Below are 14462 nucleotides of genomic sequence, written 5' to 3'. Positions count from 1 at the left end.
TTTTCCATTTTTATACCAGGATCTTGCACAGGACAAGCTTACAGATTGAAGTAGACGAACAACATCCGGTCCTTGCCGTTGATGTCCTTGACCACCTCGGCGCGCACATCGCCGAAGGTTTTTCTGACCTCCGCCAACAATGCCGCCTTCTGATTCCAGCCAATTTCAAACGCCATCATCGCTCTGTCCTTCAGCACCTGCGGCGCGGCCGCAAAGACCTGACGGTAGAACTTCAAGCCATCTTCGCCGCCAAACAGCGCGACGTGCGGTTCATAATCCTTAACCGAAGCTTCCAATGTTTCCTCCTGCGGAATGTACGGCGGATTGCAGATCAGAAGATCGACCTTCATTCCCGCGTCGATCACCGGCTGCGCCATATCACCGATCAGAAACTTCACGTCGACGCCTAAGCTTGCGGCGTTCGCTTTCGCCACTTCAATGGCCTCCGCGCTGATGTCGGTAGCGCTCATGCGGATTTTGGGTTCTTCCTTGGCCAGCGACAGCGCGATCGCGCCGCTGCCGGTACCGATATCCACCGCGTCGATCGTTTCCACATCCGCGAAATATTCATCCAGATCCGCCAGGATATTCGCGACCAGCTCTTCCGTTTCCGGGCGGGGAATCAGGACATTTTCATTAACCTGAAACCGGTAGCCGTAAAACCAGGAGTAACCCAGGACATACTGCATCGGCTCCTGTTTCAGAATCCGCTTCATTCCCGCCTGATATTGTTCAACCAGCTCCGCCGGCGCTTCGTCCTCATAATGCAGGTACAGATCGTAGCTTTCTTTCTGACTGAGCTCTAACAGAAATACCTGCGCGGTTTCCTGCGGAATCTGCGCCTGTTCCAGTAACGGCAGCGCTTCGTGAATCAGTTCGCGGAAACTAGGCATTATTTTCGCCTGCCAGCTTCTGCCGCTGTTCTTCCGCCAACAGAGCCGCAATTACATCGTCCAGCTTCCCTTCCATAATCCGGTCCAGCTGGTTGATCGTAAAGCCGATCCGGTGATCGGTCACGCGGTTCTGCGGATAGTTGTATGTCCGGATCTTTTCCGAACGGTCGCCCGTTCCGATTTTCGCCCGCCGGACTGCGCCTTCTTCTTCCTCTTTCTGACGATTGAGTTCTTCAAAGACCCGCGCGCGGATTAAGCGCAGCGCGGTTTCACGGTTTTCATGCTGGGAACGGCCTTCCTGACAGTTGACTGTAATTCCAGTCGGCACATGCACGATCCGGACCGCGGAATCGGTCTTGTTGATATGCTGCCCGCCGGCGCCGGAAGCCCGGTGTGTTTCAAAAGTCAAGTCCGCCGGATCGATCTCAATATCCGTTTCCTCCGCGTCCGGCAGCACCAGGACGGTCGCTGTCGACGTATGAATCCGCCCCTGAGTCTCCGTCTTCGGCACCCGCTGCACGCGATGCGCGCCGGATTCAAATTTCAGCTGACGGTACACCTCGTCGCCCTTGACCAGAAATGAAATCATGGAGAAGCCGCCAGCTTCCGATTCGCTCATTTCCAGCACCTGGATTTTCCAGCCCTGCGTTTCCGCATACCGCACATACATCCGGTACAGATCACCGGCGAAAATATTTCCTTCGTCGCCTCCGGCTGCGCCGCGGATTTCCACGATACAGTCGTGATCGTCGTTGGGATCCTTCGGGATCAGCAGCACTTCGATCTTCGCGATCAGCGCTTCTTTCTTGGGAAGCAGTTCCTCCAGCTCCATCTGCGCCATTTCCTTCAGCTCCGGATCATGTTCCTTCGCCATTTCCTCCGCCTGCTCGATATGCGAATTCAGGCCCTTTAATTCCTCGTAAGCCTCCACGGATTGTTTCAGCGAAGCCTGTTCCTTGCCCAGCTTCGCCAGCCGTTTCGGATCGGAAACAATTTCCGGAGACATCATTTCCTCGTTGATTTCATTGTAACGTTCTTCAATCGACTGAAGCCGTTTCATCATTGCATCCATTATTTACCCTCCTTATGCAGTTTTTACTTCCTGCGTTAAATCAATCAGCCACGCGCCCTTGAAGTAACGCTTTAAGCCGATGACCATGCGGACCAGCTGTTCCACCTGAATGATCAAAAAGACCAGCGCAATGCTTGTGAAATGCAGACCTTCGACCAGAATGAAGGCCAGCGGCAGGCCGACGATCCACATGATTCCCGCATCCAGAAACGCCAGGAATTTGGAATCTCCGCCGGCCCGCAGTGCCGAGAACACCAGCACGTTGAACATCCGCAGTGAGATCCGGATCGAGAAAATCCGGACGATCAGCACCGCTTCCTGCACGACGTTCGCGTTCTGCAAGCCAAACAGATCGACCATCGGATGAGCGAAGCCCAGAATCAACAGCGACGACACGGCCGACAGCACGACGGCCAGCGCCACAAACCAGTTTCCCTGCCGTTTTGCCAGCTCCAGATCGCCCTGCCCCAACGAAGCGCCCAGAATTGCACCGTTGGCGCTGTTTAAGCCCTGGACGATAAAGAAGAACATGTTGGAGATCTGGTTGCCGACATAGTAAGCGTCCATCGCTTCGGTGCCCAAGCGCCCGAACGCGCGAATATATAAAGTATTGCCGAAACCGAAAAATAATTCATTCAGCACTAACGGATACGCCCGGCGTAAGATCGGCTGGACAAAGTCCGAGCTGAGCGCGAACATTTCCCGCGGCGTTCCGATGAACGACTGCTTCGATTTATAAGCGTAGACGATATGAATCACCAAACCCGTCGTCTGCGCGATCAGCGTCGCCAGCGCGGCGCCCTGCACCCCCATCTGCGGAAATCCGAAGTGGCCGAAGATCAGGCAGTAATTCAGGACGATATTCACCGCCATGCTGACAAGGCCGATCAACATCGGCACATGCGTTTTCTGAATGCAGCGGTAGGCGAACGAGAACATCGTGATCAGCGCCCCCGGCAGATAAGAGATCATCGCGATCATCAGATACTGCAGCGCGGATTCGATAACCGTCGGATCCGGAATGTAAAAGCGCATCAGCTGACGGCCGAAGAAAATCGAAGCCGCCATCCAGACCAGCGCGTTGATCAGGCTCAGGATTACGCCCAGACCAAACGCCTTTTTCTCACTTTTCAAATCCTGCTTGCCGAAGAACTGCGACATGAAGATTCCCGCGCCGCTGGCGACGCCGAAGCCCACCGTCATCATCAGATTTTCAATCTGGGCCGCAGTGCCGACGGCGGTCACCTGACCAATCCAGGAAACCATCATACTGTCAGCGATCCCCATCGCGCTGTTGAGCAGCTGCTGCAAGGCCAGCGGAACGGAAATCAGAAATACTTTTTTATAGAAATCTTTCGGTGCGATCCACTTTTTCAACGCTTCAGTCATGGTCCAGCCCCAGATGGGACGGCTTGTTTTTAATCTGGTGGCAGTGCCGGCAGCGTGCTTCATAGCTTTCCGACGCGCCGACCAGGATGATCGGATCATCGTAATTGGCCGGTTCGCCGTTGACTAAACGCTGGGTGCGGGTTGCCGGAGCACCGCAGATCGTACAGACGGCCGTCAGCTTCGTGACAAATTCCGCCTTGGTGATCAAAATCGGCATCACACCGAACGGTTCGCCCTTGAAATCCATATCCAGGCCGGCCGCCATCACCCGCTTGCCTTTTTTCGCGTAGTAATCGCAGATTTCTATAATATCTTCATCGAAGAACTGAACCTCGTCGATCGCGATCACATCGACCGAATCGTCGACATAGTTCAGAATTTCCTTCGCTTCCCGGATCACGATGCTGTCGACTTCGCTTCCGGCATGGGAAACGACTTTGGTTTCGCTGTACCGGTTATCAATCGCCGGCTTAAACACCAGCACTTTTTTCTTCGCAAATTCCAGCACCTTGATACGCCGGATCAATTCTTCTGTTTTTCCCGCAAACATACACCCGGAAATGACTTCCACATATCCCGGGCGGTATTGATGATACATCATAATTCCGCTCCTCTTCTTCCGTCATGGTCTTTGTTTTATTTATCCTTTCCTATTGTACAGGAATTGATGTCTACTTTCCACCCTTGGACAACGGTTAAAAGCCGAAAGAATCAATATTTTCATGGATGACGCGAAGCAGCGTCTTCTGATACTCCGCCTGATGTTCCGGCGTATAAATCTCGCTTTCCAGATCATCATACAGCCCTTCCGCCACGTTTCCCGGATCCGCAGCGCTGCGCCGGATCGCTTCCTTCAGCGCCTCGGCATAGAAAGTTAGACCCCAGGCTTCAGCCGCTTCTTTGCCATAAATTAACATGTCCATGCCATGATTCGCCAACAGCTGAGGGACGCCGCCGCAGCCGATTTCCTCGTTGACGATCGGCAGGGTCAGAACATGCCGGTGAACATCCGGAATCTGCACGAGCAGTTCCGGTTCTTCCAGACCTTCGCGATAATAATGAAACAGTCAGTTGCTGACAGCCGTCAACAAGCGGTTGTCCGTCATCCTTTTCAACTTTTTCTTCGTTACATTCCGATCCTTAATCATTAAAAACAACCCGTAGATCAGCGCGAGGACAAACAGCGCCCCACTGAACATCGCTAACATCAACGCTCCCCCTCATTCTTTTTAAAATCCCATCATTGAAAGAATCCCATGGCCCCCAAATCAGAAAAAAATAAGGGGCTTGCGCTCCTTATCCTTTTTCGCGTTGTTATTTCTTCAATCCGTACTTCTGATTGAACTTTTCGATCCGGCCCTGAGCCGCTGCGAAACGCTGTCTTCCTGTGAAGAACGGATGGCAGTTTGAGCAGGTATCGACGCGGATATCGTCTTTGACTGAACCCGTTTCAAACGTGTTGCCGCAAGTTGTGCAGGTGACTGTGACCTTATGGTAGTTTGGATGAATTCCTTTTTTCATAATTACTCTCCTTCCGCCTTGGACCCCTTGGCGTGTCCAAAGTAAGTGCTTATATATCTTAGCATAGCCCCATCGCAAAAGCAATCCTAAATTTCTTAATTTTCGCCTTGGTTAAGCGCTTTTCCTGACTTGGAAAGATTGGAATTTACGGCCGGAACTCCTTTTTTCAATCCTGTCTGAGAAATGGGGTTGAGAAGAAAGGAAAGATCTTCCAGACGCCTTTTTCTTCATCCTGCTTTTCCCTGAATGGTTTAATCCTGTCCTGACTTGCGATTTTTTTACTTTTCCTTGATTTCTTCACTAAAAACGAGCTTAAAACCCGGTATAATATCGTTAGAAAAGAAGCCTGTCCAAGCTGGTCAGCATTGTTTTAAAAGCACAGCTTGGTGGTAAAGCAAAATGCGAATCGATCCGGGGGAGAACGAAATGAACCATGTCGCGATTATCGAAGATGAAATAGAAACGGCCCGCCATTACCGCGATCAGCTCTGCGCTTATCTGCGGCAGCGTGGACGTCGGGCGGAAATTGATCTCTATCCGCACGGCCGGGCTTTGCTGGAAAACTTTAAGCATCAGTACGATCTGTTGCTGATGGACATTCAGATGGATGAGCTGGACGGGATTGAAACAAGCCGTCTGATTCGAAAACAGGATCCCGATGTCTGTCTGATTTTTATCACGTCGATGGAGCAGTTCGCAATCCAGGGCTATCAGGTCGAAGCATTCCGCTACCTGCTGAAACCGCTGGAGCCCGAAGAGTTGTTCGGTGTTCTGGACAAAGCATTCGCGCGGATTGACAAAGCGGCGCCGCAGCGAATTTTGATCCGCACGCTCGAAGGGGAGACGCAGATTGACGTCGCGCAGATCACGTATGCTGAAATCTGTCAGCGGCAGCTGTGGATTCATTGCGGTCAGCAGCTTTACCGCTGCAACATGACGCTTAACCGCTTTGAAGAATTGCTGAACTGCGCTGATTTTTTCCGCTGTCATGAGGGTTATTTAATCAATATGAATCATGTCCGTCGTTTTGGCCGTCAGGAGGTCATCTTAAGCGGCACAATCGCAATCCCGGTCAGCCGGACGAAAAAGAATGATTTCCTGGCTGCTTTTGCGCGGCATGTGGGAGCGCGCCAGAATGTTTGAGTTCGCCGGAGCGGCAATGGAAGTGTGGGCTGTCCATCGCCTGTTTTCCGCTTTGCCCCAACGCAGCACCAAGTGGAAAACTCCGCTGCTGATTGCAGCCGTACTGGCCTGTGTCCTGCTTGTCCGGGTTGCATCCGACCGATACCACACAACCTATTATCTCATCTATTATTGGATTCTTGGTTTGTTCCTGCTGCTGGACAGACAGTCGGACTTCAAGAATTTCATCTACAACTGGATGCTTATCTTCTTTCTCAACTTTCCGATCAAACGCGCAATGCAGCATCTCGGCTATGTGCTGCCCCGTCACTTTCCAGGACTTCCAACACCTTTGATTTATCTTGCCGGATCCGTCGGCATTCTGCTTGTCTTTGAGCTTGCGCGGCGGCTGCTTCGCCCGCAGATCAACCGGTATCTGCACTTCTGGACGCTGCTGGCGATGAGCCTGTGTCTGTTTTCAATCTTATATATGAATCTGTTAATTGCCTCCACGCTGGATTACGCGCATCTGATCGCCGGCTGGTTCGATGCTTCACTGCCGTTGGCGATCTGTGTGCTTTTATGCGTCTGCGGTCTGGCCTTCGTCGTCAACAATCAAAAGACGGTCGAACTCATCGAGACGGAAAAAAACCTGCAGCTGCGGGTCGAGCTGAAGCACAAGGAAATTGAACAGATTCAGCTGAAAAAGGAACTGATCGAGCGGACCAACCGTGAATATCACGACATGAAGAACCATCTGAAATATCTTGAACAGCTTTCCCAACCAGATCAGAAAGCGTATCTGCACGCGCTGCAGAAAGAAATGCAGGATTATATTCCGATCGTGACGACGGACAATGATGCGCTGGATACGGTTCTGTCGGATAAGACAATTCAGGCGCGGCAGGATGGCATTGCGTTAACGGTGTCGATTGAATATCAGAATCTGGCGTTTCTGCAGCCGATGGACATCGTCACGCTGTTCGGCAACGCGCTGGACAATGCGATCGAAGCATGCCGGAAACTGAAGGCGGGAGATCGGAAAATCCGGCTGCGGATCACACAGCGCGACGGCTGGCTGCTGATCCAGATCAGTAATCCGCTGCCTCAGCCGCTCACTTGGTCTGATGGCAGACCGGCAAGCACTAAAGACGGAGCAGGGCATGGCCTGGGACTGCGTTCCATTGAGAAAACCACGGAGCATTTAGGCGGCATCATGCAGCTGGATGCCGCTGACAATCAATTCACGCTGCAGATTTTTCTGCCGATCTGTACCGATTAAGCAACGAATCCTTCCGATCACGCAACCTCACTGGTAAATGTTTTCACAAATTCGTAAAATGAGGGCAAATCGAGGAGGAAAGAAAATGAAAAACACCAAAGGCATCACCCGCCGCGACTTTTTAAAAGGCGCCGCGGCTTCCGCTGCCGGACTGGCGGCGGCCGGCTTGTTAGGCGGCTGCGCAGCTCCGTCCCAGAATGAACCTGAATCGCCATCCACCCCTACTCCCGAACCCCCTGCCGCTGACTGGCGGACAGCTCCAGCTCCAGTTGCCGACAGCGAAATTAAGGAAACCTATGACGCCGACGTCATCATCGTCGGTTTGGGCCACGCCGGGATCGCGGCCAGCCGGGCCGCCGTTGAAAAAGGCGTTTCCGTCATCACGCTGGAAAAGCAGGATGAAGACATTTTCAGTGTTTTAGGCAACGATATCGGTCATCTGAATTCGCAATGGCTGAAAAACCACGGCGTGCCGGAAGTCGATCCGGTTGAAGCGATGCAGGATTGGCAGATGCGCTCGCTGTACCGCTGCAATGCACCGCTGGTCATGAAATTCCTGCAGAAGTCCGGTTCGGCTTTCGACTGGTACATCGAACCGTTTTCTCCGGACGATATCGACACCATCCGCGTTTCCAACATGCCGTATCCGACGCATTATGATTTCAGCGGCACCTGCGGCGGACAGAAGTTCTGGCCAGGTACCGCACAGTTTTCCGGACGGTATTTCGACGGGAATTTCAGTCTGATCGACGCGGCAAAAAAAGAACGGGACTATGCCGTCAGTCTGGGCCTGACGATCCATTATTCCACATCGGGTTATCAGTTGATCAAGGATGACACCGGCAGAGTCACCGGCGTAATCGCGATCAACAAAGATGGAAACTACGTTCGATACAACGCGGCCAAGGGCGTCATTCTGGCCGCCGGAGATTTCGGCGCCGACGCGCAGATGGTCAACGAGCTGTGCCCGGAGCTGGTCGACACCAACGCTCTGCACAACACGGAAGCCACGATCAGCATGGGCCGCGACGGCAGCGGCATCAAAATGGCGGTCTGGGCCGGAGCGCAGCTGGAGCCACGGCCATTGCCAGCGATGGGCGGTATCGAATTCAAACCAGCGCCGGCAGGGCCGGCGGGAATCCTGTGGCTGGATAAGAATTACAAGCGCTACACGACCGAAGCGGTCGGCGACGGCGTTTACAGCGTCCAGTCCGCTCGCAAATCAGGAAAAATCACCAGTGTTTTCGATTCGCATTACATGGAGTATCTGCAATACTTCCCCGCCGCACACGGCTCAATTTTCCTCAATCACGAAAGTCTGGCCGCCGATGACGGCGCAACGGTGCAGGCAGCTCTGGACGCCGCGGTCGCCGCAGGCAAAGAAGGTTACGTTGTGGAAAACTTCATCCTCGGTTCCGGAACTTTATATGCCGCAAATACCATGGAGGAGTTAGCGGAAGACCTCAAACTGGAAGGCGCAGAGAAAGAAACCTTCCTGGCCTCGGTTGATCGCTACAATGAACTGTGCGCCAAGGGTGTCGATGAGGATCTCGGCAAGGAAAGCCGGTATCTGTTCTCCGTTCAGGACGCGCCGTTCTTTGCGATCCAAAGCGAAGTGACCGGCGGCCATGCATTAGTCACGGTCGGCGGCATCATGGCAACGGAGAATCAACAGGCTCTGAATCATGACCTTGATCCAATCGACGGCCTGTTCGTTACGGGCAACTGCTGCGGCGAACGCTGGGGCTTCCAGTATTTTACGCCGATTCCGGGTGTCAGCATCGGCATGGCGATCACGCTGGGCCGTGAGGTCGGCGATTACGTCGCCAGTCTGTAACGCTTCATTCGTCTTCTCCAAACGAAATCTCCCAAACCGAAAAGGAGCTTTTCCCCATGAATATTCATGGCGGAAAGGCTCCTTTTTCATAGATCGCGAAGCTTAATCCAGATCCTCGCCGTTGGTTTCAATGACCTTTTTATACCAGAAGAAGCTGTCCTTGCGGTACCGCTTCAGATCGCCGCGGCCTTCGTTGTCCTTATCGACATAGATGAATCCATAGCGCTTCTCCATCTCGCCGGTAGACACGCTGACCAGATCCATCGTCGACCATGGCGTATAGCCGATCAACTCTACCCCGTCGTCGATCGCCAGCCGCATCTGCTCGATGTGCTGACGCAGATAATCAATCCGGTAAGCATCATGAATCTTCCCGTCCGCCGTCAGCGTGTCGCGGGCGCCCAGACCGTTTTCCGTTACCATGACTGGAATGCCATACCGATCATAAATATGGTTCAGCGTGTAGCGCAGTCCTTTCGGATCGATCTGCCAGTCCCACTCCGTCGCGGTTAAATACGGGTTCTTCGCTCCGCCCATAACATTACCGGACACCTGCGCACTGGTTGGATCCGAGCTGATGCAGTTAGACATGTAATAGCTGAACGAATAGAAATCCACTGTGCCCTCACGCAGCTCCTTTAAATCCTGTTGAGTGATCTCAAACTCGATGCCCTGGCGCTCGAAATATCGCTTAATATAATAAGGATAAACACCCTTGACCTGGACGTCGCCGCTGAAGCAGTTGCGCATCAGGTCTTCCTGCTGGGTCATCAGCACGTCATCCGGATTGCACGTCAGCGGATACACCGTGATATGGCAGATCATCGTGCCGAACTGGAAATCCGGATTGATCGCTTTGCCCAGCTTCACCGCCCGGGCGCTGGCGACAAACTGATGATGCAGCGCGGCAAACCGCAGGTTCGGGTTATCAACCTGATCGGTGAAGAACTCCGTGCCTTCGTTGAGGATGCCGGCATGATTCCAGTTGCCCAGCTTGGTCGTCAGGCAGTTGATTTCATTAAACGGAATCCAGTATTTGACGACGTCTTTGTATCGCTCAAACAGAACCCGGCAGAAATTCAGATAATAGTCGATGCAGCGCCGGTCGGCCCAGCCGTTGCATTCCTGCGTCAGCGCGAACGGATTTTCATTGTGATAGATCGTAACCAGCGGCTCGATCCCCGCCGCTTTCAGCTCGGCGAACACGCGGTCATAGAACGCCAGACCAGCTTCGTTGGGTTCACTTTCATTGCCGTTGGGGAAAATCCGCGTCCAGTTGACGGACATGCGGAAGATATTGAAGCCCATTTCCTTGCACAGCGCGATATCCTCTTGATAATGATGATAGAAATCGACAGCCTCATGACTTGGATAGAAGTAGCGGTCTTCGTCGATCACCGGGGTGATCCGGCGCGGTTCTTTATGCGTGCCGTTAGTCATGACGTCGGAAATACTGACGCCCTTGCCCTCGGCCTGCCAGGCCCCTTCGCATTGGTTGGCCGCCGAAGCGGCGCCCCAGAAGAAGTTTTCCGGAAAGCTTTTCAGTTGTTTCATTGGTTTACTCCTTTTCTTCAATTTACTGAACTAAATTTCATTTACATTTTCATTATAGAGCATGTAACCGGTTAAATCAATAAAAATAATTTCATTATTTGTTGTTGACTAAATTATTATTCGGTGATAATCTGAAAGTGTAAAAATTAATTTACCAAAAAGGGGGATTCAGATGAGAGAAAAGATTGCAACACCCAAAGCACCGGCAGCGATTGGGCCTTATGCCCAGGCTGTCCGACTGAACGATTTTTTATTCGCTTCCGGTCAGATTCCGGTTGATCCGGAAACCGGCGAGATCGCGGGCGACACGATTGAAAGCCAGACCCGGCAGGTGATGAAAAACATTCAGGCGATTCTGGAAGCGGCGGACATGACCATCAGCGACGTTGTGAAAACGACATGCTTCTTGGCGGACATGAACGATTTCGCGGCGTTCAATCAGATCTATGGCGAAACCTTCACCCATTGCCCGGCCCGCTCCTGCGTCGCTGTGCGGGAGATTCCCAAGGGCGTCTTGTGTGAAGTCGAAATACTAGCGCATAAATAAGGAGGAAAACAGAATGAAAAACAAACAACTGGTCGAAAACATCCTCAAGCATGTCGGCGGCACCGCCAACATTGCCACCGCGGCTCACTGCATGACCCGCCTGCGCCTGAACTTAAAGGATACCTCGCTGGTTGATGAAGCGGCGCTCAATCAGGTCGATGGCGTGATGGGCGTCGTCAACAAGGGGAAACAGACGCAGATCGTCATCGGCACCGACGTTGCCAACGTGTATAAGGATTTCATCGAATTCACCGGTCTTTCCGAAGAAGCGGCGGTTGAAGAAAATCTTGACGACGTCAAATCCGATCTGAAAAAGAAGAAGGGGAATCTTTTAACTGGATTCTTTGAAACGATTGCGGGCATCTTCAATCCCATCGTTCCCGCACTGGCCGGCGCCGGCTTAGTCCGCGCCATTCTGACGATCGCTGTCGTATTCGGTCTGGACAGCTCCGGCAATACCTACTTTGTGATCAACACAATCGCCAACGGAATCTTTACCTTCCTGCCGTTCTTGTTAGCGGCTTCCGCGGCAAAGCAGTTCAAGATGAACCAGTTCGTCGCGCTGACGATCTGCGCAGCGATGATGTCGGGCAGCTGGGCCGGCTTAATCGCGGAAGGTACGACGACGTTCTCCTTCCTGGCAATTCCGTTCACGGTTGTTAATTATTCGTCCTCTGTGCTGCCGATGGTCTTTGCAATCTGGTTTGCTTCCTGGGTTGAACGCATGATCGACAAATTCATTCCGGGCGCGCTGAAGATCATTCTGGTTCCGTGCTTAACGATGTTAATCGCGACGCCGATCGCCTTGATGACAATCGGGCCGGTCGCCAACTGGGTAGGCCTGCAGCTGGCGGCGGTTGTGACCGTTCTGTTTGAAAAAGGCGGCGTCTTCGCCGGTCTGATCTATGGCGGCATCTACTCTGCGATGGTTGTCCTGGGCATTCACCACGGCATGGTTCCGGTTTTGGTACAGGGCATCACGACGCAGGGCTTCAATTATATTTCGCCAGCCAGCGGGTCTGCGAACATGGCGCAGGCCGGCGCGGCATTCGGCGTCTGGCTGAAATCCAAGAACCCGAAGACCAAAACGATTGCGGCATCCGCCACGATCGCCGCGGTGACCGGCGTTACCGAACCGGCGATCTACGGCATCAACTTCAAGTTTAAGAAACCGTTTATGGCTGCGGCCATCGGCGGCGCCTGCGGCGGTGCATTCGCTTCCTTCTTCGCTTTGAAAGCCTATGCGATGGGCGGCCCGTCGTTCCTGAACTTTGCGATGTTCATCGGCGACAATCCGAGCAATGTCTGGCTGGTCATGGCGGCGTTTGCGATCTCGTTTATCGTTTCCGCGGTGCTGACAGTCGTCTTCGGCTTCGACGAAAACCGCTGAGTCCATCCCCTTTCCGCTGAACTGTCGGTCCCTCCCACGCCGGTGGTTCAGCTTGCCGCTCCCTTGGAAAAAGGGACATAGTCTACAATGGATGATAAGAACAGGGCTGCGCCAGGCAGCCCCTGTTTCATAGAAAGGATACAACACGATGAAAGAGAAAATGATTCCGGCTTTCCGCAAAGCCGAGGGCGGTTTGTTTACCGCTGTGGAAAAGGCAGACGTCGGCAGCGCCTATCAGGAAATGGAAAAGCAGGGCGTTGCGTTAATGGGCTGGGCTGATCCGTTTATGCCGGACGCCTCCATGCCCAAGCACGTCGAGCAGGCGTTGATCGACGCGATCCGGCATCCGTCCGCGCCGCACTACACCGCGCCGATCGGTTCCTCCCAGCTGAAAGCAAAAATCGCAGAAAAACTGAAAACAAAGAATCACCTGCTTGTCGATCCTGAGCGCAACATCCTGATCACGCCCGGCTCGGACAGCGGCCTGTACTTCGCGATCCTGCCGTTTATTGAGGACGGCGATGAAGTTCTGATTCCCTCGCCCAGCTATCCCAACAACACGCTGAACATTGAAATTATGGGCGGGCGTGTCGTTCCGGTTCCGCTGCATCCGGAAACCGGCTATCAGCTGGAAGCGGAGCTGCTGGAACAAAACGTCAGCGAAAAAACAAAAATGATCGTGCTGACCCATCCGAACAATCCGACAACCACCGTTTATAACCGGCAGTCGCTGGAAATTCTGCGGGACTTTGTGCTCCGCCACGACCTGATTCTGGTCTGCGACCAGGCGTTTGAAGATTTCTGTTACGAGAACGAAATGATCACCCCGGCCGCGATGAACGGTATGTTTGAGCGCACCGTGACGGTCTTCTCCTTTTCCAAGGGCATGGGCCTGAGCGGTTTGCGCGTCGGTTATCTGGTCTGCGGTGATGAGATCATGGATTCGCTGTATGCCAATGCGGTTTCCGTTTTGGGCGCAACCAACACCGCCTGCCAGAAAGCACTGATCGCCGCTTTAGAGGATCCGTCGTTTATGCAGGAATTTGAACGGGCGTTCGACGTCCGCCGGCATGCCGCGGAAAAGATTCTCAACTCCATCCCCAACGTGCACGCCGATCTGCCGCAGTCCGGCTTCTTGTGCTGGGTGGACGTGTCCCGGTTGGGCGATTCCTCGCAGATCGTGCAGTATCTGGTGAAGCACGCTCAAGTCGCCGTCAACGATGGGAAAAACTACGGCCCGGGCGGGGAAGGTCATCTGCGCATCGTGCTGGGCGTGTACCGGGACGACGCCAAGGTGATCGCCGCTTTAGAACGAATCAAGGCCGCGCTGATTCAGTGGCAGGAGGAAAACCATGTTTAATTTGTTGAGAAAGAAAGAAACCGAGCCGACGGTGCTGGCTCCCTGCGACGGCCGGATCGTTCCGCTCGAGCAGGTGCAGGACACAACGTTCAGCCAGAAAATGATGGGTGACGGCTTCGCGGTCATGCCTTCTGGAGAATATATCGTCGCGCCGTTTAAGGGCACGGTGCTGATGGTCTTCCCGACGCTGCACGCGATTGGTCTGCGCGCGGAGGACGGTCTGGAATTTCTGATTCACATCGGCATGGACACCGTGAACGAAAAGGGCAAGGGCTTCGAATGCTTCGTCCGCGAAGGCGATAAAGTGAAGCCCGGCACGACCTTGATTCACTTCGATCGGGAAGCGCTGCAGGCGAAAGGGTATGATATGGCGATTCCCTGCGTGATCACCAACGGAGCGCAGTTCTCAATCACCCGCTTCATCACGGCGGAAAATGTCAAAGCTGGAAAAACAAGCGTACTTACGTATAGCCAGAACCGGGGTTGATCGTTTAC

The 14462-nt window shown here is 53.4% G+C and carries 15 protein-coding genes; 7 read left to right on the top strand and 8 right to left on the bottom strand.

The annotated features are described in order from the left end of the window. Positions 1–38: 38 nt before the first annotated feature. The 7 genes from prmC to rpmE all read right to left on the bottom strand — a co-directional run bounded on the left by prmC (position 39) and on the right by rpmE (position 4875). Positions 39–893, bottom strand: a complete 855-nt coding sequence (gene prmC, locus I2D94_RS00170) for a peptide chain release factor N(5)-glutamine methyltransferase (RefSeq protein ID WP_195395189.1) — start codon at positions 891–893, stop codon at positions 39–41. After that, entirely contained in the window at positions 886–1965 is a 1080-nt protein-coding gene (prfA, locus tag I2D94_RS00165; RefSeq protein WP_072683188.1) for a peptide chain release factor 1, read from the bottom strand. The genes prmC and prfA overlap by 8 nt, the downstream gene beginning before the upstream one ends. Before the next feature lie 12 nt (positions 1966–1977). Then, positions 1978–3354, bottom strand: a complete 1377-nt coding sequence (locus tag I2D94_RS00160; RefSeq protein WP_195395188.1) for an MATE family efflux transporter — start codon at positions 3352–3354, stop codon at positions 1978–1980. Beyond that, positions 3347–3952: a thymidine kinase gene (locus I2D94_RS00155; RefSeq protein WP_039864017.1), complete on the bottom strand. Its 606-nt coding sequence runs from the start codon at positions 3950–3952 to the stop codon at positions 3347–3349. The genes I2D94_RS00160 and I2D94_RS00155 overlap by 8 nt, the downstream gene beginning before the upstream one ends. Positions 3953–4049: 97 nt before the next feature. Further along, positions 4050–4376 carry a hypothetical protein gene (locus tag I2D94_RS00150; RefSeq protein ID WP_195395187.1) on the bottom strand — a complete coding sequence of 109 codons (327 nt, stop codon included), beginning with the start codon at positions 4374–4376 and terminating at the stop codon, positions 4050–4052. A 45-nt stretch (positions 4377–4421) separates the two neighbouring features. After that, positions 4422–4562, bottom strand: a complete 141-nt coding sequence (locus I2D94_RS00145) for a hypothetical protein (RefSeq protein WP_195395186.1) — start codon at positions 4560–4562, stop codon at positions 4422–4424. A 106-nt stretch (positions 4563–4668) separates the two neighbouring features. Next, positions 4669–4875 (bottom strand): 50S ribosomal protein L31, encoded by a 207-nt coding sequence (gene rpmE, locus I2D94_RS00140; protein ID WP_072683185.1) that lies wholly within the window; start codon positions 4873–4875, stop codon positions 4669–4671. 399 nt (positions 4876–5274) lie between these two features. Here rpmE and I2D94_RS00135 point away from each other — a divergent pair, with 399 nt between their 5' ends. The 3 genes from I2D94_RS00135 (at position 5275) to I2D94_RS00125 (ending at position 9116) form a co-directional block, all read left to right on the top strand. After that, entirely contained in the window at positions 5275–6018 is a 744-nt protein-coding gene (locus tag I2D94_RS00135; RefSeq protein ID WP_195395185.1) for a LytTR family DNA-binding domain-containing protein, read from the top strand. Further along, positions 6011–7279 (top strand): sensor histidine kinase, encoded by a 1269-nt coding sequence (locus I2D94_RS00130; protein WP_195395184.1) that lies wholly within the window; start codon positions 6011–6013, stop codon positions 7277–7279. Before I2D94_RS00135 ends, I2D94_RS00130 begins: the two co-directional genes overlap by 8 nt. 85 nt (positions 7280–7364) lie before the next feature. Further along, the gene (locus tag I2D94_RS00125) at positions 7365–9116 is read left to right on the top strand and encodes an FAD-binding protein (RefSeq protein WP_195395183.1); all 1752 of its coding nucleotides are present in this window, start codon (positions 7365–7367) and stop codon (positions 9114–9116) included. A 102-nt stretch (positions 9117–9218) separates the two neighbouring features. Here I2D94_RS00125 and I2D94_RS00120 read toward each other — a convergent pair whose 3' ends face one another. Next, complete coding sequence (locus I2D94_RS00120; RefSeq protein WP_195395182.1) at positions 9219–10670, bottom strand: glycoside hydrolase family 1 protein; 1452 nt, start codon at positions 10668–10670, stop codon at positions 9219–9221. Between the two features lie 172 nt (positions 10671–10842). On the opposite strand from I2D94_RS00120, the gene I2D94_RS00115 reads away from it, so the two are divergent. The 4 genes from I2D94_RS00115 (at position 10843) to I2D94_RS00100 (ending at position 14454) form a co-directional block, all read left to right on the top strand. Then, complete coding sequence (locus tag I2D94_RS00115) at positions 10843–11217, top strand: RidA family protein (RefSeq protein WP_195395181.1); 375 nt, start codon at positions 10843–10845, stop codon at positions 11215–11217. Positions 11218–11230: 13 nt separating this feature from the next. Beyond that, complete coding sequence (locus I2D94_RS00110) at positions 11231–12607, top strand: PTS transporter subunit EIIC (RefSeq protein WP_195395180.1); 1377 nt, start codon at positions 11231–11233, stop codon at positions 12605–12607. Between the two features lie 148 nt (positions 12608–12755). Beyond that, positions 12756–13967, top strand: coding sequence for a pyridoxal phosphate-dependent aminotransferase (locus I2D94_RS00105; RefSeq protein ID WP_195395179.1), 1212 nt, complete (start codon positions 12756–12758; stop codon positions 13965–13967). Further along, positions 13960–14454 (top strand): PTS glucose transporter subunit IIA, encoded by a 495-nt coding sequence (locus I2D94_RS00100; RefSeq protein WP_195395178.1) that lies wholly within the window; start codon positions 13960–13962, stop codon positions 14452–14454. Before I2D94_RS00105 ends, I2D94_RS00100 begins: the two co-directional genes overlap by 8 nt. The last annotated feature ends 8 nt before the right edge of the window (positions 14455–14462 follow it).

The sequence above is a fragment of the Holdemania sp. 1001302B_160321_E10 genome, from assembly GCF_015552275.1.
Taxonomy (GTDB): Bacteria; Bacillota_I; Bacilli_A; order Erysipelotrichales; family Erysipelotrichaceae; genus Holdemania.
This window is presented reverse-complemented; position numbering and strand designations above follow the sequence as displayed.